The sequence below is a fragment of the Desulfovibrio legallii genome, assembly GCF_004309735.1.
Lineage (GTDB): Bacteria > Desulfobacterota > Desulfovibrionia > Desulfovibrionales > Desulfovibrionaceae > Desulfovibrio > Desulfovibrio legallii.
In genome coordinates this window covers 220,096-238,412 of record NZ_SIXC01000001.1, presented here as the reverse complement: position 1 = coordinate 238,412, position 18,317 = coordinate 220,096, and the positions used below count along the sequence as shown (strand labels likewise).

Sequence of the window (18,317 nt, the reverse complement as noted above, 5' to 3'; positions counted from 1 at the left end):
CTCCGTATCAGGGCAGATCCGGCAGACGGCAGGGGGCCGCCAGCACATGTTCCGCGCCGGCGGCTTCAAGCTCGGCCGCGCCGCGAAAGCCCCAGCCCGCGCCCACGGCCGTCATGCCGGCGTTGTGGGCGGTAAAAACGTCCACATCGCTGTCGCCCACATAGCAGGCGTCCGCAGCCGGGACGTTGAGAGCGGCGAGCATTGCGCGCGGAACGGCGGGGTCCGGCTTGAGGGGCGCGTCATCCCGCGCGCCGCGCACAAGGGCAAAGGGAACGGCGGGGAAATAGCGGCGTACCAGATCCTTGGTAAGTTCGTCGGGTTTGTTGGAAAGTACGGCCAGCACGCGGCCTTGATCGCAAAGGCTTTGCAATGCCGCGTCAAGGCCGTCGTAAGGTCGGGTGTGTTCGCACATATGGCCGCCGTACCAGGCGCGGGCCTCGTCCACCAGGGCCCGCAAGGCCTCCGGCGAGGTCCGGTCCAAAGTGGCGGCGGGCAGGGCGCTACGCACCAGGTAGTCAAAACCCCGCCCCACCATTTGTCGATAGGCCGGCAAGGGGTGCTCCGGCAGGCCGTGCCGGCGCAGCACGGTATTGCAGGCCAGGGCAATGTCTTCCAGGCTGTTGAGGAGGGTGCCATCCAGGTCAAAAAGAAAAACTTTCATGTTCGCTCCCTGTGCAGATGCTTCAAGTGTAGCGGAAAAGCCCCCTATACCACAAGCCCGGCAATACTGGACAGGGGGAAAGGGCCTTGATAATCTGAAATCCTCTGCGGGATTGGGGTTGATCGGGCGCACAAGGCGCGCTGGCCCGACGGTTCTGTGGAGTCCACTCTTATGGAGGCCGTATGGCGCGACACATCCTGACCATCAAAGATTTGGGCGAAACGGCCTGCTGGCTTCTGGTGCAGCAGGCCCTGGGCATGCCGGATCCCAAACTGCAGACGGATTTCATGACCCAGCGCGTGGCTCTGCTGGTTTTTGCCCAGCATTCCCTGCCTGAACGTCTTTGCGTCTCCGCCGCCGTGCGGCAGATGGGCGGCTCCGTGGTCTACGAGGGCAACCGCGGCATCTGGCGGGCCGAAATGGACGACTACCGCGAGCAGCTTTTGCCCATTTTCGGCTATTATCTGGACTGCATGTACGTCTACGGCCTGCCCGTGCGGGGCTGGGACGCAAAATCCACTGAACCGCGTTTTCCCGTCATCAATGCCGGCAGCCCGGACGCGCACCCCGCCCACACCCTGGCGGACATTTCCTGCATGTTGCGCTGTTCTCGTTATCTGGACACCATAAACTGCGCCTGGATCGGCTGCGTCAACGGTACGTTGCATTCTCTGATGGAGGCCACGGCCTGGTTTCCGTTCCGGCTGCGTGTGGCCCTGCCGACCCAGGCGGACCGTCGCCCCCTGCAGGAGGCCGTCGAGCGCCTGGGCTCATCCGTCACTTTTGTGGACAGCCCGAAAGAAGCCGTCAAGGGCGCCAACTATGTGTTTGCCGGTTGCCGCAGCGGACTCACGGCCGAGGAACGCGCCTGCTGGAGGGTGGACGCCGGGCTTTTGTCCCTGGCCGAACCCAACGTGCGGCTGCTGTTGAGCGCCTCGCCCGTGTCGGCCATCGGCGTGGCGGACGAAATCCTTGCCGGCAAGGCCTCTTTGTTGGTGCAGCAGGCAGAATATCGCTTGCGGGTGCACAAGCGCATGCTGCATTGGGTTTTTCTGGATAACGAACGTGAGCTGTAGGATGGGCCTCGCGTTTAACGGCAACGCTGCCCGCCGGGAGGCCGTCGGAGAAGACGGCCTTTCCCGCGGGCCCTGCGACAGACAGGCCGGGGCGCAGTCGGCCTGCGTCTTGCCCACAGCCCGCGAGCTTATTGAATTTTTACAGGGCTTTTGCTCCACGCAGCTGGCTGCCGGCGCGCAGACCAGCCGGGTGGATCGCAATGCGACACGCATTGCCAAGGCTTACGGCTTTGCCGTGGAGCTGGCCATGCTCTCCCGGCATTTCATGATTTCTGTGGTCAAACCGGCGGCGGACGGCATTCCTCAGGAACGCCACACCGCCGTGTGCGCCATTGTGTCCGGCGCTCCCAATTTTCAGCGAGTAGCGGCACTGAACGCTTTGAGCTGGAATATCGGCGATGAAAATCTGAGCCTGGACGAAGCCCGGCGGCGGTTTGACGCCATTCTGGCCCTGCCGGCCCTCAACCCCGTATTGCTGCGTTTTCTGGTGGCCTGCGCCAATGCCGCTTTCTGCCGGCTTTTCGATGGTGACGCCGTGGCCATGGGCTTGGTCTTCGGCGCCACTCTGGCGGGCTTTTATCTGCGCCAGAAGCTGCTGCACTGGGGCATGGACGTCAAGATTACCTTTTTTTGCTGCGCCTTTGCTGCCTCGCTGCTGGCCTCGCCGGGGCTCATCTTCGGCTGGGGCGCAACGCCGCAGACGGCCATGGCCGCCAGCGTGCTCTTTCTCATCCCCGGCATCCCCCTGATCAACGCCATGATGGATATCCTGGACGGACATGTACTTATGGCTGTGTCCCGCCTGGTTCAGGCCAGCACGCTTATTGTCTGCATCGCTCTGGGCCTTGCCCTGACCATGCTGCTGCTGGGGGTGGATTCACTGTGAGCTCCTTGCTCTACTATTTGGGCGACGGCTTTTTCGCCGCAGTGGCCGCCGTGGGCTTTGCCGCCATCTCTCGGCCCACGCTGCGCATTGCCCTGGTGGCGGGGCTGCTGGCCGCTCTGGGGCACATCTGTCGCACGCTGCTGCTGCACGCCACGGTCATGGGCATCAGCAGCGCCTCTTTGTGCGCCGCCGCCTGCATTGGTCTGATCAGCATTCCCTGCGCCAACCGTTGGCACACCCCGGCGGAGATGTTCGTTTTCCCTGCCTTGCTGCCCATGGTGCCGGGCATGTTCGCCTACAAGGCCATTTTGGCCATTCTGCAGTTTCTTGGCGCCAGCGGCGTCCAACGGCAGGATCTGCTGGTGAGCATAGTCTTTAACGGGCTCACGGCCTTTTTTATCATGAGCGGCCTGGCCATCGGCGCGTTGCTGCCCCTGCTGTTGCTGCACAGGGACGCGCCCTTGCCGCGCGCCTGGCGGCGGCTTTTGCGACGCGGCTGACGCGGGTTTATCCGGCAAGCCTTGTGCGGGGTGCTGTGAAACGGACGCCCGCCGTAGAAAAGGCAAAAGTGGATTAGCCCATTGCGCGAAGGAAGTTAGCCCGTTGCGGCAAAAAAACGTTACGGGCGGCAACAGCCGCAGCAGCGCCAGATCGGGCTCAGAAAACGCTAAAGACCTTTACCCGCCTGCGGGGCAACGACAACCCACCCTGGATTTTTTCCCCTTGAAGCGCTCTGGCGGCGCAGATGACCTCGCCACAGCTCTCCTCACGGCTCATTTACGCAATCACGCGCCACCGCGGATTCCTTTCCTGCATTTGCCAACAGGCAACTAACAATGCCATTCTTCAGGGCAGATACCTTTGGGAAGATGTATTCTCAAAGTTTAAATACGCTTGTTCCCGCGCTTACCCACGCAACTACATACCGGCGTTATCTTCATCCGCAGCTAGCGCTGCTGCCTTGGCCCGTATTTCCTTCGTCGTGACGGGCCAAGCTCCTGCGTCAGATCCGCTTGCGCCTTCACCGCAGGCAGACGGCGGTGGCGGGCGTCTGCTTACGCAACCGCCAGGGCATTGTAACGGAGCAACGCCCTCTAGTTAAGCGGGCCTCCCGACGGCGGGGCAGAGGAAAGTATCCTGTCGTCCTGCATGAGGTCACGCAGGGTGATGGATTCAAAAACGCCGTCCAGGGTGGCCTGCAGATTTTCCCAGGCGCGGCGTACTTCGCAGCCGTCAAAACGCACGCAGTTGCCGGGTTTTTCCAGACAACCGGAAAGTTCAATACCCCCCTCCATGAGCTTGACTATGCAGCCGAAGGTCAGGTCTTCGGGCTTGCGCAACAGCACATGCCCCCCGCGCGCGCCTCGAATACTGCCCGTAATGCCCGCAAGGCGCAGCTGACGTAAAATCTGCTCGATAAATTGAGAGCTGATGCCCGTTTGTGTGGCGAGCTTGCTGGAAGAAATGGGCCTCTCAATACCGTATTTGGCCAGGTACAGCAGTATCCTGGCGGCATAGCGGGTTTTTGCGGAGAGTTTCATTCTATCTGTCCCCCCATTGGGCTTTTTGAAAGCTGGTGGTCGGCTCTGCCGTAACCACGGGGTCGGCTGTGCCGGGCAAACGGTCATGACGTCTCAGTATACGCTTAAACACGGCGGGTTTGCATCCCCTCCAGTTTTTATTTTCGGAAATTAAGAAAATATTCACAACTCTGTGGTTTTTGCCCGTCCCGAAAAAGGCGGCAAGTTGCCCTTAAGGCTTGACGGCCCACAGCCCATAAAGTAAAGATGAGTAAAACAGTCTAAATTAGACACCTCAAGTATTGATAACAATAACATTACAGTAGTAAATTCAAGGAATTATCATGCGCATTTCCACTATGGCCTGTCATGCCCTGCACTTGCTGTTGTGCCTTTCTGAACAAAGTGACGCCATCCCGGCTTCCGCTTCGGAGCTGGCGGCCTGTACCGGCATTTCGGAAAAATTTGTGCAAAAAATTATGCGCTTGTTGCAGGCCGAGGGAATAGTGAAGAGTCTTCGGGGCATAGCTGGCGGCCATATTCTGGCGCGCAGCCCCGACGCCATTACCCTGGCGGATATCATTGCCGCCGTAGAAGGCGGCATAACCCTGCCCGGCGTTGCCCCCGAAGCACCGCGGGGCAAAGCCGCTCTGGACGTCTGGGACAAGGCCGCGCGTTCTTTGCAGCATTCTCTTACCCTGGTGACCCTTGGTTCCGTGCGGCAGGGCAGGGCGGCCCAGCACTCCGCCTCGCGCCCCCCTGCAAAAACAGCTAACCGAAAGCCGCCGGAATCGCCGGCGGGAGGCCCGCATGCAAAAACATATTCTCTTGGTCGACAGCGATGCCGCAAGTCGAAGCAGGCTGTCACAGGCGCTCCTGCAGCATGAATATCGGGTAAGCGCCGCCTGCAGTTGCGACCAGTGCTTGGCCCTTTTGGAACAAGACCTCCCGGACTGCATCATTTTTGATGTGGATCTGGAGGGCACGTCCGGCACCATTATGTACAGCCGTTTGCGCCGAAACAGCCGCACCAGACATATCCCCGCCATCGTCTGTACCAATGTGGGCCCGCGCCTCGGCACCAAGGCTCCGGTACTGCGCAAATCCTGTTCATGCGAGGATCTGCTCTGCAGCGTGGAGGCTGTGCTGGCCTCCTGAACTGATCCGCTTTCGTCGCCGGGCCGGGCACGGGGATCGTCGTCGCCCGGCCCGGCGATATTGCGGCATTGGGAAAAGCACGGCCCGCAAAAGGACGGGAAACCCGGCCGCGTCTTCCTTTTTTGCCCTGTGTCCGCTTCCGCCCCGGCTAAAACCGCTCTCGGCCTTTGTGGGGCGGACGCCGCGGGACTGGACTTCGTCTATTCGTCTTCGGGCGGATTGTGCCTGATGTGGGGCGGCACCACCATCATGTCCACCAGTAGGGGCTTAAGGAACGACCACTTGATGTTGTGCTCCTCATATACTTCCATCATATCGCGGATGGCGTCCCAACAGTTGTGGCAAGGGGTGATGACCAGCTCCGCGCCAGTGGCCCTGATCTGGTCCAGCTTGTTTTTCAGACCGATGTTGCGCTCCTTGCGGTAGAGGCCGATGCCGTTGAGGCCGCCGCCGCCGCCGCAGCAGAAGTTGTGGTCGGCGTGGGGCGACATTTCGCGAAAATCTTCGGCAATATAGCCCATGATTTCACGGGTGGCTTTGCCGAGCCCGTGGTTGCGCACATAGTTGCAGGAATCCTGCAACGTGCAGGGAACCTTAATTTTTTTGGCCGGATCGATTTTCAGCTTGCCTGTGCGCAGCATCAGCGCCACCCACTCCACATAGTGCAGGAAGGGCACCGGCGGATCGCCGCTTTCCTGTCCGGCCCAGTAGGGACCTTCCACCACGGTGCCGCGGTGGGCGTGCCCGCATTCGGTGCCTACCACCATCTTGGGCTTAATGCGGTCAATGGCGGCRTAGATGCGCTTGACGTTCTGGGCACAGCCGTCCCAGTCGCCAGCGAACATGGTCAGCGAGGTGTTTTCCCAACCTTCGCGGGGCACGGTCCAGTCTGTGCCGGTAACGTGAAAAAGAATGGCCGCCTGGGCGATGTCTTCCGGGTAATGCTTCACCTCACGGGCGTTGAGGATGTACATGACGTCCGGGCTTTCTTTTTCCACGGGGATTTCCAGGTCGGGCCATTCGTCCTGGTTTTCTTCCACCATCCATTCGCAGGTTTCCAGCCAGTCTTCTTCGGTCACGTCCATCTGCGCACCGTAGACACGGTGCATGCCCGAACCAATCTTCATTTCCCACGGTACAAAGCCGTGCTTGAACAAAATGCCGCGCAGATAGCTGAACATGACGCCCGTATCGATGCCGTGGGGGCAGTACAGGGCGCAGCGGTTGCAGCAAGTGCACTTGCCCCAGGCCGTGTCCATGCACTGCATCATAAATTCCGTATCCACCTTGCCCTTGCGGCGCAGCATCTCGCCCAGGGTGGATTGGATTTTATACGAAGGAATCTGCTTGGGGTCGTTATTGTTGGTTTTGTAAAAAAAGCAACTGTCCGCACACATAGCGCAGTGGGCACAGATTTTGAGCCAAGTGCGCGTGCGGGATTTACAGGTTTTTTCCAGATCGCGGGCCAGAGCTTCCTGGTCCACTTTCATTTCTTTCATCTGACTGTAATATTGTGCGCCGCCCTTGTCCTTCAGCAGATCAAGGATGCCTTCCTTGGTGGTGACAGGGATGTTGTTGCACAGGGTCTGGGACATTGTTTGCTCCTTTCCGGCAAAAAAATATTCCGGTGAGCCCGGCTACCAGGGAAACGCGCCGCCACGGGTGGCGCCGCCGCGCTTGATGGCGAAATCCATGCCGATCTGGGCGCGGGACATGAAGAAGAGCACGATGTGCGAGAGCTTGGTGAAGGGCGCCAGAATGAGGAACAGTTCGCCGCAAAGCACGTGCGCGATCATCCAGCTTTCATAGGAGGCAGTGTTGAGCCGGGCCATAAGCCCGGTGGCGAAGGGCAGAAAGGTCAGGAGCAGGATGAACCAATCCTGGCCGCTGTTGAGCTGGCGCAGGGCCGGAACAGCCAGCCGACGCAGGGCCAGCAGCACCAGGCCGACCACTGCGGCGATGGAGAGAATGTCCGCCAGGGCGCCGGGCAGGGCAGGCAGGCTGATGCCCGTATAGTATTCCAGCAGCACCGTATGGCCCAGCAAAAACAAAGGAATAAGCACCGCGCCGCAGTGCAGGAGGAAAAAGAGCAACGTGGCCACGGGCTGGGCGCGCCAACCGCAGGTGCCACCGGGGATGAGCCATTTGAAGATGGACGTGAGCGCGCCAGGGATGGAGCGGTCCGCATGGTAAGTGTAGGCCACCCGTTCCAGCTTGGCGTCCAGACCGCGCACATAAAAAATAGCGCGGAGCAGAAGACCAACAAAGAACACGGCAAGAGAAATAACAAAAAGGGGTCCGGTAATGAAATCAAGCATCTGATTCTGCCTCCTCACATAGACTGCAAATAATGGCGCACCACCGGCCGATCATTGTTTACCGGCATGTTCAGATGCGATGGTTTCACTATGGCAGGTCCGACAGGACACAAGGCGCGGGCCTTTGCCGGCCTTGACATGGCACGCGGTACAGGTGGCGTGCATGTACTCCACCTGCTTGGCGGCAGGAACGGCGGTCACGTCCTTGAGGGATTCCGAAAGACCGGCGTCCGTCATGTTGTGGCAGGTGGAACAGTCGCCGTCCACGCCTTCCACATAGGCCATGTGAGCGTCATGGTTGAAAAACACCTGCGGCATTTGTTTGGCCTTGACGGCAGGGGTGGTAATGGGGATGCGCTCCGCACTGTAGGCCGCGCCTGACGGCAAGGCCAGGGCGAAGCACACGAACAGCAGGCAGGGGAGGGTGGTTCTGCATCCGAAAGGTTTTTCCCGCATGATAGTTCCTTGCTTCCTGACAGGTCCTGGTGGTTTTTCCCCGGTTACAAACCAGCGCCGGGTATAAAGGTAGGAGCAATTCCACTTTGAAACAGCTCCGGCGGCTGCGGGGGCTACATCCGCCGTGCGGGCGCTGACGCAAGCCTGTTGCGCCGACGCCCGCGCGGCGGGGCCTGCAGCTTTTGGGCGGGTCGGGCCCAAAGCTCCGCTACTTGAAGGAAACCCCGCGCACCTGCAACGGGATTTCCCCTGGTTCCGTAAAGTGGCGGTCAGGCCCGGGCTTTGTCGGCCAGGGCCGTGGCTGCGCTGCGCATAAAGACGGCGCATTTGTACGTATCCTGCTTCATACAGCGCATGGCGTAAGCCGCGGCCATATAAAGGAAGAGGCGGGATTCATAATCCAGTTTGCCTGTCTCAAGCCAATGGTCGTGCGGCTCCTGATCACCGGCAAACCTGCGCGCCAGATCCAGGTCGGCCTGAGCGGACTCTTCACCCGTCAAACGGGAGTACAGGGCGCACATTTCCTCGGCCAGAAACTCACGGTCGGACAACGCTGACATGGCAACTCCCTTGCGTCACACGCGGCTGTGCCCCACAATATATATGAGGCAGATGGAAAGAGCAATTAAATTGTAAAAAACACGATGGAATTAATTCCTACAAAATTATTCTCATATTAAATATACCACGTCAAGGCCTTGGGAGGCTTTTAATCCAAAAAAACAGTATAGTTCCCTCATTTTCAAGAGTGCCTATGTCTGCATGAGAAAAAAATAACAATTAAAAACAACGTCACTAACGTCAAAGGGTTACAAAATACCAAGTTACATAGTATGCAGCTTGGTATTTAGGACTTTTTTGCGTGCGAGTGACCATACTTGCAACAGCATAGCAATGCATTGGAATTGCCCCGTGTTGTCCCAAAAGAATGGTCAATGGCGGACACAATTTGCTTTTGTGAAAATATTATCAATTTCAAGGCTGATTTTTACCCCGGTAGACACAGGTCTTTTACGGGCATGCCTCATAATTATTTATTCATGGAGCGCGAAAACATTGACGAAGCAATAGCTCCTGTGTATGGTGCCTCCATTGGAGAATCCAACTTATATTGTTTCATTTGGAAATGTCACTGTTGCCCACTGCAACGCTAAGACGGCGTCGTGGTGCTAACAAGCAGAGGTAGCTATGGATGATTATCTGAAAGAGGCGCTGGAAATTACCAGGGCACAGGCCGGCGTACGGGTAATGAGCGAAGAGGAGATCGCCACCTTTATTCAGAAAGTGGCTCAAGGCATCCGCGCCGTGGCTGAAGGCGAAGCTCCAATGGAGATGGACAGCGCAGAAATGGCGCAAGAAGCCCGTAAGTCGGTAAAAGAAAAGTCCGTCACCTGCCTTGAATGTGGCAAAAGCTTCAAAATTCTTACCAAGCGCCATCTTGCCAGTCATGGCATGACCACTGCGGAATACCGCGAAAAGTGGGGCTTCAAAAAGGACGCGCCCCTGGTTTGCAAGGCCCTGCAGCGCGAACGCCGCAAAAAGATGAAGGACATGAAACTGTGGGAAAAGCGCCGCAAGGTGCAGTAGGCTCACAGGCCGCCACATTTCGCGCCGCTGTTCTGCCGACCCGGCCGTTGCGTCGGGGGCAGCGGCGGCGAACCCTGTTTTTGCTTTCAGACTTTTTGAATTATGATCAAATCTCTGGCAGTCGGCACGCCGATACAGGCTCTGGATTTGTTGGCGCTGCCGCTTTCCCGTCTTCTGAAACAGGCTACCGCCCTGCGCGAGGCGATTTTCGGTCGGCGCATTGTGCTCTGCGCCATCATCAACGCCCGTAGCGGCAACTGCGCCATGGACTGCCGGTTCTGCTCTCAAAGTCGGCATAACCACACGCCCATTGACATTTTTCCGCTTTTGCCCGACGCCGAGCTGCGGGAGCGCATCCTGCGCATGGCCGCTCTGCCCGTGGCGCACATCGGTATCGTCACCAGCGGCGCGGCCTTGAGCGGGGAGGAATTTTCCCGTCTGCGCGCCTGCATCGCCGCTCTGCCCACAGCCGTGAAGCCGCGGGTCTGCGCTTCACTGGGCCGTCTTGCAGCGGAACAACTCACAGACCTGGCCGCCGCCGGTCTCAGCCGCTACCACCACAATCTGGAAACCTCCCAGGCCTATTATCCGCACGTCTGCACCACCCAGACCTGGGAACAGCGGCGAGAAACCGTGCTGCGCGGCATGCGCGTCGGGTTCACGGCCTGTACGGGTGGCCTGTTCGGCCTGGGCGAAAGCTGGGAGGACAGGGTGGCCTTTGCCTTCAGCCTCAAAAAGCTGGGGGTGCGGCAGGTGCCCATGAATTTTCTGCACCCCCACCCGCAAACGCCGCTGGCCGGGCAGCCTCCCCTTACGGCGGAAGAGGCCCTGCGCATCGTGGCCTTGTTCCGGCACATTCTGCCCACGGCCACCCTGCGCATCTGCGGCGGGCGTCCCGTAGTGCTGGGCGACAGGCAGGCCGAAGCCTTCGCCGCTGGGGCCAATGCCCTCATGACGGGCGACTATCTGACCACGCACGGCCAGTGCCTGGAAAGCGACCTGAATATGCTGGCCCGTCTGGGCCTGGAGGTGGACGGTGACGGCGTCTGCGCTGCGGCGTCCTGAGAGTGCGGTTGCGTGGCCAGGACCGCGCGGCCTGTTTGTGAGCGGATCCGGCACGGATGTGGGCAAAACGGTGACCACAGCGGCCTTGCTGCGAGCCCTGCGCCTGGGCGGATGGGCCGCACAGGCCGTGAAGCCCGTGCAGACCGGCGTCCCCCCCAAAAACCTGTCCAGCGCGCCCCTGGCGGACATGAGCGTTTACGCCGCAGCTGTGGCCGACCTCTCCCCCCGGCTTTTCCCTTCCGTCTCTCCCGCCGCCTGTCTGCACTGCTTTCCCTTGCCGGCTTCGCCGCATCTGGCCGCCGCGCGGTCCGGCGCGCGTCTTACCTGCGCCGGACTGGCAAAGGATGTGGCGCAGCAAGCTCACGCCAGCGGCGCAGCTGTTCTCCTGCTGGAAGGGGCCGGGGGCCTGCGCGTACCCCTCAACGATGACGAAGATCTGCTGGACCTGATGGCTCTGCTGGGGCTGCCGGTGCTGCTGGTGGGCGGCAATTGCCTGGGCGGCATCAACCACATTTTGCTTTCGCTGGACGCCTTGGCCGCGCGGGGGCTGCCCCTGGCGGGGCTGGTGCTCACGCCCACAGAGCGTCCCGACGCCGGTTGCCCCGGCGTGGATGTGCCCGCCATGCTGGCCGATACGGCTCGCCTGCTGCGCGTGCGTCTGCGGGCCGCCGGATGGTCGGACGCCCCGGTGCTGGAGCTGCCCCGCGTGCCGCAGCTGGACGCGGCCGCCTGGGATCTGCTGGCGCGCCGTCTGGAACCGCTGGCCCGGCAATGTGCTGCGCTGGCGGCCCCTCTGGATATGCCGACCGGCCACGCCGGCGCGCCCGCTGCTTTGGCGCGGGCCAAGGCCTGCGTCGCGTCAGCCCTTGGCCTAGCTGATGCCGTCAAACCGTGCGCCCCCGCAGAGGCTGCCGCCGGTCCCAACGCCACGGCAGCGGACGCCGCCGCTTCCCTTATCGCACGCGACCACGCTGCCGTCTGGCATCCCTACGCTGCCGCCTGCCCGCCACCAGTACTGGACGCGGTGCGGAGCACATGCGGCAACCGCATCCTGCTGCAGGACGGGCGAGAGCTGGTGGACGGCATGTCCTCCTGGTGGGCGGCCATCCACGGCTACAACCACCCACGTCTGCTGGCGGCCCTGCAGGCCCAGGCCCGATGCATGCCGCACATTATGTTCGGCGGGCTGACCCACGAACCGGCCGTGGCCCTGGCCGAGCGCCTGCTTGGCCTCATGCCCTCAGGGCTTGGCAAGGTTTTTTTTGCCGATTCCGGTTCCGTGGCGGTGGAGGTGGCTCTCAAAATGGCCCTGCAGTGCCAGCGGGGCAGGGGGGAAGCACAGCGCACACGCTTTCTCACTCCACGCGGGGGCTACCACGGCGACACCTTCGGGGCCATGTCCGTCTGCGACCCCGTGACGGGCATGCACAGCCTGTTTACGGCCGCGCTGCCCCGGCAGATCTTTATGGAACGGCCCGCCTGCCGCTTTGATCAGCCCTTTGACCCCTCCAGCCTGGACGACGCCCGCCGTCTGCTGGCAGCCCACGGGCCGGAGGTGGCCGCCGTCATCCTGGAACCCGTGGTGCAGGGAGCCGGGGGCATGTGGTTTTACCATCCGGACTATCTGCGCGGCCTGGCCGACTTGTGCCGAGAGGCCGGCGCGCTGCTCATCCTGGACGAAATCGCCACGGGCTTCGGCCGCACGGGCAAAATGTTTGCGGCGGAATGGGCCGGGATATGTCCGGATATTCTCTGCTGCGGCAAGGCGCTCACGGGCGGCATGCTGACCCTGGCCGCTACGGCCTGCACGGACAGCGTGGCAGAAGACATCTGCCGCCACAACGGTGTGCTCATGCACGGCCCCACCTTTATGGCCAACGCCCTGGCCTGCGCCGTGGCCGGGGCCAGTCTGGACCTGCTGGCCGAAAACGCCTGGCCGGAACAGGTGGCCGGGCTGGAAGCGACCCTGCGCGCGGGGCTCGCCCCCTGCGCCGCGGAGCCCGATGTGGCGGACGTGCGTGTGCTGGGGGCCATAGGCGTAGTGGAAACGCGCCGCCCGGTCCACACGGCCCGACTGCAGCGCTACTTTGTGGAGCGGGGCGTGTGGCTGCGCCCCTTCAACCGGCTCATCTACATTATGCCCCCCTATAACACGCCGCCGGAAGACGCGGCCCGGCTGTGCGCGGCCGTGCGAGGAGCGCTGCGCGAGGGGGCTCACCGGCCGTGACTTTTTTGGTCTTCTATTTCGCCGTCCTGTTCTTTGTGGCCCTGTGGTCCACCCGCAATGGCGTGGACGCGGCCACCTATTTTCTTAACGGACGGCGCAGCACGGCCTTTGCAGTGGCCCTTTCCATCGTGTCCTCCTGCGTGGGCGGTTCCGCCACCATGGGCATGGCCGGTCTGGCCTGGCAGGTGGGCACTCCGGCCTTCTGGTGGCTGGGCTCCGGGGCTGTGGGCCTTACCGTGCTGAGCCTGTTTCTGGCCCAAAAAGTACGGGAAAGCGGGGCCGTGACCATGCCGGAAATGCTCACAGCCTTTTTGGGAGAACCAAGCCGTCCCCTGGCCTCCGTGATCATTGTCACGGCCTGGCTGGCCATCCTGGCCGCGCAGTTCAGCGCCATGGCGGCCATCATCATGCCCCTGACCGGCCTTGCCAAAGGTCCGGCCGTGCTGCTGGGCGCGGCGGCGCTTTTGGCCTACACCCTGGTGGGCGGGCAGGCGGCGGTCATGAAGACCGACGTGTGGCAGTTTTCCGTGCTCATGGCGGCCCTCTTGCTGGCCCTGGCCCTGAGCGTCAAGGCGGGCGGCGGGCATGCCCTGGCGGCCGTGCCGTTGGAAGCGGTCAATGCGGACTTTCCCGTTTCCAAGCTGCGTTATTACCTCTGCATTCTGGGCGGCAGTTATGTGGTCTGCCCCATGCTGTTCGGGCGTCTGCTCACGGCGCGGGACGCGGCAGCCGCCCGCCGTGGCGGGTTGTGGGCCGTGGCGGGGCTCACCATCACGGCAGCCATCATCGTGGCCCTGGGCATAGCCTGCCGCGACCTGGTGCCCGCAGGCACGCCGCCGGAGCAGGTGCTCAGTGCCGCCCTGCTGACCCATCTGCCGACCTGGGCCTCCACGCCTATTTTGCTGGGCATTTTCAGCGCCATTATTTCAGCCGGAGATTCCTGCATCATCACGGCGGCCTCAGTGTGCAGCAACGATATTCTGCGCCGTCCCGGCGTGGCCGCCTGCCGTCTGTGCATGCTGGGCGCGGCGCTGGCCGCCATGGTGCTGGCCCTCTACGGCAAGGGCATCCTGGCCCTGCTGCTCATGGCCAATGATATTTACGTCTGCGGCGTGGTGCCACCCGTGTTTGTGGGCATGCTCCTCTACCGCAAGGCCCGCTTCCGCCCCTGGGGCGTGGCTGCCGCCATGGCGGCCGGCGGCCTGCTGGGCCTCACGGCTACTCTGAGCGACAACAGCGCCTGGAGCTTTGCGGGCCTTGGCGTGTCCCTGCTGGGCAGCCTGGCTGCGGCGCGCCGCAGGGAGCCCGTCAGGCCGAAGGCGGCAGAGGCAGACCCCGGAATATGAGCCTGGTGGCTGCCGCATCGGCCAGGTCCGCCACATCCATAAGTTTTTCCAGCAGTTCCAGCAGATAGTGACGGTCGTGTTCACAACCGTCCACAAAATCTGCCTCCAACTGGCCGGAATTGATGTATGCCTCCAAGGCTTCCAGGTCCGCGACGGTCAGCATGCTTTCTCCTTGCGCATTGTACTTTTGAGGATATACATTTCAAAAATTTCAGGATGTCCACTCCGGTACAGAACAGTGCAACTAACCAGCGCTGCTGTCTTGGCCCGTAACTAGCGCTGCTGTCTTTGCCCGTAACTTCCTTCGTCGTAACGGGCCGGGCTGAACTTACGCCTCCGGATCGGACGTCTGCTTGCGCAAAGCCATGAGGCAGCGTTGGGTCAAAACGTCGGCAAGCGCCTCCACCACGGCGATTTCTTCGCGCGTGATGGCCGGATAGTGGATGCCCGCGCTCACGCATACGGCGCAGCCGAGGCCATCGGCCAAGGCGGTGGCCGTGCGCAGGGCCAGGACGTCCTCCCGGTGGCCGGGCAAAACCAGCAGCCGCCCCTGGGCCTGGGCCCCCGACGCAGGGGCATAGGCCAGGGCTACGGCCCCCAGATGGGCCGTGCCGCCGCCCAGCAGCACCTGCAGGTCGCCACCCTGGCGGCAAACGCGCAACTGCAGGCAGATTCTGCCCTGACGGGCGGTAAAACGCATATTTCCTCCCAGACAATGGCGCAGGCCTCCGCCGCCACAGCTTTCCCGCCCGGCGCAAGGGTGGTTGCACGCCCTTTGCAGCGTCGTCGCGCCGCTGCTATTCTACCTTCCCGGGCCCGCAGCCGCAAGGCCGCTGTCTTGACGCTGCCGCCCGCTGCCCGTACCATCCGCGCATCCCCCGCGCCGCATTCCCGCATCCCTGCGGACGCGCCGCTTTTGGAACAGATTGCCTTTGAGAATAGGTATTCTCAAAGGTTACGACACGCTCGCTCCGGCGCTTAACAGCGCAAATAAGTTGCGCTTGCGCTTCCCGGCGGGCGTCTGCTTACGCAACCGCCAGAACATTTCAACGTTGAAATGCCTACTGCAAGACCTGGAGACGTCATGACCCTGGATCCCACCCGGCACCCCGATTGGCAACTGGCCCAGGAAGCCGAATCCCATATGAAGCCCATCCTCACGCTGGCCGCGGAAATGGGCCTGGAATCTTCTGAAATTCTGCCCTATGGGCACTATATGGGCAAGATTGAGCAGCAGGCCGTGCTGCAGCGTCTGGCGGACAAGCCCGACGGTCTTTATATAGATGTGACGGCCATCACCCCCACGCCCCTGGGCGAGGGCAAATCCACCACTACCATTGGTCTGGTACAGGGCCTGGCCCGACGCGGACTGCGCTCTTCGGCGGCCATTCGCCAGCCTTCGGGCGGCCCCACCATGGGCATGAAGGGTTCGGCTGCCGGTGGGGGGCTTTCGCAGTGCATTCCACTGGCGCCCTATTCTCTCAACTTCACAGGGGACATCCACGCCGTGGGCGCAGCCCATAACCTGGCCATGACCGCCCTGACGTCCCGCATGCAGCATGAGCGCAACTACGACGACGCCACCCTGGAACGGCTTTCGGGCATGCGCCGCCTGAACATTGACCCCACCCGCGTGAACACGGGCTGGGTGGTGGACTTCTGCGCTCAGGCCCTGCGCCATGTGGTCATCGGTATAGAAGGCGAAGGCCGCCGCAATGACGGCTTCATGATGCGCTCGCACTTTGACATCACCGTGGCCTCGGAGGTCATGTCCATCCTTTCGGTGGCGCGTGATCTGCGGGATCTGCGGCAGCGCATGGGCCGTATGGTGCTGGCGCTGGACCGTGACGGCAAGCCCGTGACCACCGCCGACCTGCAGGTGGACGGAGCCATGACCGCCTGGCTGGTGGAGGCCGTGAAGCCCAACCTGATCCAGACCATGGAAGGCCAGCCCGTACTGGTGCACACAGGGCCTTTTGGCAACATCGCTCTGGGGCAGAGCTCCGTCATTGCCGATCGGGTGGGCCTCAAACTCAGCGAGGCGCATGTGACCGAATCGGGCTTTGCCGCCGAAATGGGCTATGAAAAGTTCTGGAACCTCAAATGCCGCTACAGCGGTCTGACCCCGGACGCGGCAGTGCTGGTGGCCACAGTGCGCGCGCTCAAATACCACGGCGGCGCGCCGCAGCTGCGCCCCGGTCAGCCCTTGCCCGAAGCCTATACCCACGAGGATCTGGCCCTGGTGGAGGCCGGTTGCGTCAACCTGCTGCACCATCTGGGCATTGTGCGGCGCTCCGGCGTGCCGGCCGTGGTCTGCCTCAACCGCTTTCACACCGATACCCAGGCGGAGCTGGATACGGTGCGCCGCATCTGCGAAAAGGCCGGGGCGCGGGTGGCCGTTTCCGACCACTGGGCGCGGGGCGGCGAAGGCGCGCTGGAGCTGGCCGACGCCGTGCTGGACGCCTGCCGCACGGACCGCCGCGCATTCCGCCCCCTGTACGACTGGAATCTGCCCCTGCGGGAACGCATTGTGCGCATCGCCCGCGAGGTTTACGGCGCGGACGGCGTGGATTTTGAACCCCTGGCGGCCCAGCGTCTGGCCGCCTTACAGGAACGGCCCGACGCGGCTGAGCTGGGCGTCTGCATGGTCAAAACCCAGTATTCTCTGTCTGATGACCCCAGCAGGCGGGGCGTGCCCGCCTCCTGGCGGCTGCACGTGCGCGACGCACTCCTGTTTGGCGGCGCTGGGCTGGTGGTGCCGGTAGCGGGCGACATCAGCCTTATGCCGGGCACGGGCTCACGGCCGGGTTTCCGCAACATTGACGTGGATGTGGAAACGGGCCAGGTTTCGGGGCTGTTTTAGCGCCTTTTCCCTTTGAAGTTGCTCTGGCCACGGCCTGAACAGACGCCCGCACACAGGTATAAACGCCGTTTATTTGTACTGTTAAACCCCGATCATTCCGGGATTGCAGCGCGTGAACCGCAGCGCCTGTATGGTGGATGGCCGTCCTGCATTGCCGCCGGACGGTTCAAACCTGCGCGGCTCTGCAGCCCTGCGACAAAGGAAGAACAATGTACCGTTATTATATTGAGAAGATAACCGTGACCGAGGCGGATATGGACATGCAGGGCAGAGTGAGCAACCTGCGCTATGTCCAGTGGATGCAGGATCTGGCCGTGGCCCATTCCGCAGCCAACGGCTGGAGCATGGAGCGCTATGCGGCCGTGGGCCAGGGCTGGGTGGTGCGGCAGCACCGCATTACTTACCGCAAACCGGCAGTAGCGGGGCAGGTCATCAGCGGGGCTACCTGGGTAGCCGACTTTGCCTCGCGCCAATGCACGCGACGCTATCTTTTTTGGCGCGGCGCGGATGCGGCTCTCCTGGCGGAAGCGGAAACCCTCTGGATCTATATTGATTATGCCAGCGGACGGCCCGTGCGCATTCCTGAGGAACTCAGCCGGGACTTTGCGGCAGCCGAGGAAGCGGAAGTGCGGGCAGCCCTGGCCGCGGGGTAAGAGGGCGTCGGCCCGCAAACAGGGTCGTGTCGCCCTTTGGCGCAGGCCGGTTGTCAGCGCGGCTTTCCCCCGGCCTTTCCGGACTGGCCGTCTGCGCGGGAGAGGCGTTCCAGCAGGCGGTCGTAGTAGGGGTCGTCCTGCTCCAGATGGATGGGCCGCTGAAAACGGATTTGCGCCCGCGTAATCATAAAGCGCAGCCGCTGCATCTGGCGTACGCGCTCCTGCTCGTCCTCACACTGCTCCAGCAGGTCCACCAGCCGGTTCAGTTCTTTGCGCTGCTCCAGCTCCGGCGGCAGGCAGCCGGCGTTGCTCAGAATTTTGTAGGCCATACGCAGTTCTTCGGGCACGTGGCTCATGTCCTCCAGCTCCAGGGGGCGACCCGTGCCGGGGAGGTTGTCAAAAACTCCCTGGGCCTGGGCCTCGGCGATGCGTTGCTCAGCGATGAACTGGATGACGGAAAAGGGATTGGCTTCGGCCATGACGGTGGACCTTGCGGACGGG

General features: G+C 62.2%; 20 protein-coding genes. 11 read left to right on the top strand and 9 right to left on the bottom strand.

Going from position 1 to position 18,317, the window contains the following annotated elements; all coding sequences use genetic code 11:
- Positions 1–7 precede the first annotated feature (7 nt).
- Positions 8–661, bottom strand: coding sequence for an HAD family hydrolase (locus EB812_RS00985; RefSeq protein ID WP_130957714.1), 654 nt, complete (start codon positions 659–661; stop codon positions 8–10).
- Between the two features lie 182 nt (positions 662–843).
- Between EB812_RS00985 and EB812_RS00980 the strand changes: the two genes are divergently transcribed.
- From EB812_RS00980 to EB812_RS00970, 3 genes are read left to right on the top strand one after another with little or no spacing between them, the layout of a single operon-like run.
- A complete protein-coding gene (locus tag EB812_RS00980; protein ID WP_118228907.1) occupies positions 844–1,737 on the top strand; it encodes a Rossmann-fold NAD(P)-binding domain-containing protein in 894 nt (297 codons plus the stop codon).
- On the top strand, positions 1,727–2,623 hold the full coding sequence (locus tag EB812_RS00975; RefSeq protein WP_236031293.1) for a threonine/serine exporter family protein: 897 nt from the start codon (positions 1,727–1,729) through the stop codon (positions 2,621–2,623). The genes EB812_RS00980 and EB812_RS00975 overlap by 11 nt, the downstream gene beginning before the upstream one ends.
- Positions 2,620–3,123, top strand: coding sequence for a threonine/serine exporter family protein (locus EB812_RS00970; protein WP_118228909.1), 504 nt, complete (start codon positions 2,620–2,622; stop codon positions 3,121–3,123). The genes EB812_RS00975 and EB812_RS00970 overlap by 4 nt, the downstream gene beginning before the upstream one ends.
- 594 nt (positions 3,124–3,717) lie before the next feature.
- Here the strand turns inward: EB812_RS00970 and EB812_RS00965 are convergent.
- Positions 3,718–4,164: an RrF2 family transcriptional regulator gene (locus tag EB812_RS00965; protein WP_130957713.1), complete on the bottom strand. Its 447-nt coding sequence runs from the start codon at positions 4,162–4,164 to the stop codon at positions 3,718–3,720.
- Between the two features lie 323 nt (positions 4,165–4,487).
- Here EB812_RS00965 and EB812_RS00960 point away from each other — a divergent pair, with 323 nt between their 5' ends.
- Positions 4,488–5,030: an RrF2 family transcriptional regulator gene (locus tag EB812_RS00960; protein WP_130957712.1), complete on the top strand. Its 543-nt coding sequence runs from the start codon at positions 4,488–4,490 to the stop codon at positions 5,028–5,030.
- Complete coding sequence (locus EB812_RS00955) at positions 4,954–5,301, top strand: response regulator (protein ID WP_130957711.1); 348 nt, start codon at positions 4,954–4,956, stop codon at positions 5,299–5,301. Before EB812_RS00960 ends, EB812_RS00955 begins: the two co-directional genes overlap by 77 nt.
- Positions 5,302–5,501: 200 nt before the next feature.
- Here the strand turns inward: EB812_RS00955 and hmcF are convergent, their stop codons facing one another.
- The 4 genes from hmcF to EB812_RS00935 all read right to left on the bottom strand — a co-directional run bounded on the left by hmcF (position 5,502) and on the right by EB812_RS00935 (position 8,635).
- On the bottom strand, positions 5,502–6,896 hold the full coding sequence (hmcF, locus tag EB812_RS00950; protein WP_118228913.1) for a sulfate respiration complex iron-sulfur protein HmcF: 1,395 nt from the start codon (positions 6,894–6,896) through the stop codon (positions 5,502–5,504).
- 42 nt (positions 6,897–6,938) lie between these two features.
- A complete protein-coding gene (gene hmcE, locus EB812_RS00945; RefSeq protein WP_118228914.1) occupies positions 6,939–7,619 on the bottom strand; it encodes a sulfate respiration complex protein HmcE in 681 nt (226 codons plus the stop codon).
- Between the two features lie 51 nt (positions 7,620–7,670).
- A complete protein-coding gene (locus tag EB812_RS00940) occupies positions 7,671–8,075 on the bottom strand; it encodes a cytochrome c3 family protein (RefSeq protein ID WP_118228915.1) in 405 nt (134 codons plus the stop codon).
- Positions 8,076–8,344: 269 nt separating this feature from the next.
- Positions 8,345–8,635 carry a hypothetical protein gene (locus EB812_RS00935; RefSeq protein WP_118228916.1) on the bottom strand — a complete coding sequence of 97 codons (291 nt, stop codon included), beginning with the start codon at positions 8,633–8,635 and terminating at the stop codon, positions 8,345–8,347.
- A gap of 628 nt (positions 8,636–9,263) precedes the next feature.
- Between EB812_RS00935 and EB812_RS00930 the strand changes: the two genes are divergently transcribed.
- The 4 genes from EB812_RS00930 (at position 9,264) to EB812_RS00910 (ending at position 14,300) form a co-directional block, all read left to right on the top strand.
- Positions 9,264–9,662, top strand: coding sequence for a Ros/MucR family transcriptional regulator (locus EB812_RS00930; RefSeq protein ID WP_118228917.1), 399 nt, complete (start codon positions 9,264–9,266; stop codon positions 9,660–9,662).
- Between the two features lie 102 nt (positions 9,663–9,764).
- Complete coding sequence (gene bioB, locus EB812_RS00925) at positions 9,765–10,727, top strand: biotin synthase BioB (RefSeq protein ID WP_130957710.1); 963 nt, start codon at positions 9,765–9,767, stop codon at positions 10,725–10,727.
- A 37-nt stretch (positions 10,728–10,764) separates the two neighbouring features.
- Positions 10,765–12,954: an adenosylmethionine--8-amino-7-oxononanoate transaminase gene (gene bioA / locus EB812_RS00915; protein WP_242621145.1), complete on the top strand. Its 2,190-nt coding sequence runs from the start codon at positions 10,765–10,767 to the stop codon at positions 12,952–12,954.
- Positions 12,951–14,300: a sodium:solute symporter family protein gene (locus tag EB812_RS00910; RefSeq protein WP_165450852.1), complete on the top strand. Its 1,350-nt coding sequence runs from the start codon at positions 12,951–12,953 to the stop codon at positions 14,298–14,300. The genes bioA and EB812_RS00910 overlap by 4 nt, the downstream gene beginning before the upstream one ends.
- Here the strand turns inward: EB812_RS00910 and EB812_RS00905 are convergent.
- On the bottom strand, positions 14,263–14,463 hold the full coding sequence (locus EB812_RS00905) for a hypothetical protein (protein ID WP_118228920.1): 201 nt from the start codon (positions 14,461–14,463) through the stop codon (positions 14,263–14,265). The two genes, EB812_RS00910 and EB812_RS00905, sit on opposite strands and share 38 nt — an antisense overlap.
- A gap of 165 nt (positions 14,464–14,628) precedes the next feature.
- Positions 14,629–15,000: a prenylated flavin chaperone LpdD gene (gene lpdD / locus EB812_RS00900; RefSeq protein WP_118228921.1), complete on the bottom strand. Its 372-nt coding sequence runs from the start codon at positions 14,998–15,000 to the stop codon at positions 14,629–14,631.
- Between the two features lie 384 nt (positions 15,001–15,384).
- Between lpdD and EB812_RS00895 the strand changes: the two genes are divergently transcribed.
- Together EB812_RS00895 and EB812_RS00890 are read left to right on the top strand one after the other, a co-directional pair.
- Entirely contained in the window at positions 15,385–17,163 is a 1,779-nt protein-coding gene (locus tag EB812_RS00895) for a formate--tetrahydrofolate ligase (protein ID WP_118228922.1), read from the top strand.
- A 209-nt stretch (positions 17,164–17,372) separates the two neighbouring features.
- Positions 17,373–17,816, top strand: coding sequence for an acyl-CoA thioesterase (locus tag EB812_RS00890; RefSeq protein WP_118228923.1), 444 nt, complete (start codon positions 17,373–17,375; stop codon positions 17,814–17,816).
- 53 nt (positions 17,817–17,869) lie between these two features.
- Here EB812_RS00890 and EB812_RS00885 read toward each other — a convergent pair whose 3' ends face one another.
- Complete coding sequence (locus EB812_RS00885) at positions 17,870–18,295, bottom strand: DnaJ family domain-containing protein (protein WP_118228924.1); 426 nt, start codon at positions 18,293–18,295, stop codon at positions 17,870–17,872.
- Between the last annotated feature and the right edge of the window lie 22 nt (positions 18,296–18,317).

Bases quoted from the DNA above. Each gene is read 5' to 3' on its own strand.
- EB812_RS00985 (WP_130957714.1), bottom strand. From the start codon at position 661: ATGAAAGTTTTTCTTTTTGACCTGGATGGCACCCTCCTCAACAGCCTG.
- EB812_RS00980 (WP_118228907.1), top strand. From the start codon at position 844: ATGGCGCGACACATCCTGACCATCAAAGATTTGGGCGAAACGGCCTGC.
- EB812_RS00965 (WP_130957713.1), bottom strand. From the start codon at position 4,164: ATGAAACTCTCCGCAAAAACCCGCTATGCCGCCAGGATACTGCTGTAC.
- EB812_RS00960 (WP_130957712.1), top strand. From the start codon at position 4,488: ATGCGCATTTCCACTATGGCCTGTCATGCCCTGCACTTGCTGTTGTGC.
- EB812_RS00955 (WP_130957711.1), top strand. From the start codon at position 4,954: ATGCAAAAACATATTCTCTTGGTCGACAGCGATGCCGCAAGTCGAAGC.
- hmcE (WP_118228914.1), bottom strand. From the start codon at position 7,619: ATGCTTGATTTCATTACCGGACCCCTTTTTGTTATTTCTCTTGCCGTG.
- EB812_RS00940 (WP_118228915.1), bottom strand. From the start codon at position 8,075: ATGCGGGAAAAACCTTTCGGATGCAGAACCACCCTCCCCTGCCTGCTG.
- EB812_RS00935 (WP_118228916.1), bottom strand. From the start codon at position 8,635: ATGTCAGCGTTGTCCGACCGTGAGTTTCTGGCCGAGGAAATGTGCGCC.
- EB812_RS00930 (WP_118228917.1), top strand. From the start codon at position 9,264: ATGGATGATTATCTGAAAGAGGCGCTGGAAATTACCAGGGCACAGGCC.
- bioB (WP_130957710.1), top strand. From the start codon at position 9,765: ATGATCAAATCTCTGGCAGTCGGCACGCCGATACAGGCTCTGGATTTG.
- EB812_RS00905 (WP_118228920.1), bottom strand. From the start codon at position 14,463: ATGCTGACCGTCGCGGACCTGGAAGCCTTGGAGGCATACATCAATTCC.
- lpdD (WP_118228921.1), bottom strand. From the start codon at position 15,000: ATGCGTTTTACCGCCCGTCAGGGCAGAATCTGCCTGCAGTTGCGCGTT.
- EB812_RS00895 (WP_118228922.1), top strand. From the start codon at position 15,385: ATGACCCTGGATCCCACCCGGCACCCCGATTGGCAACTGGCCCAGGAA.
- EB812_RS00890 (WP_118228923.1), top strand. From the start codon at position 17,373: ATGTACCGTTATTATATTGAGAAGATAACCGTGACCGAGGCGGATATG.
- EB812_RS00885 (WP_118228924.1), bottom strand. From the start codon at position 18,295: ATGGCCGAAGCCAATCCCTTTTCCGTCATCCAGTTCATCGCTGAGCAA.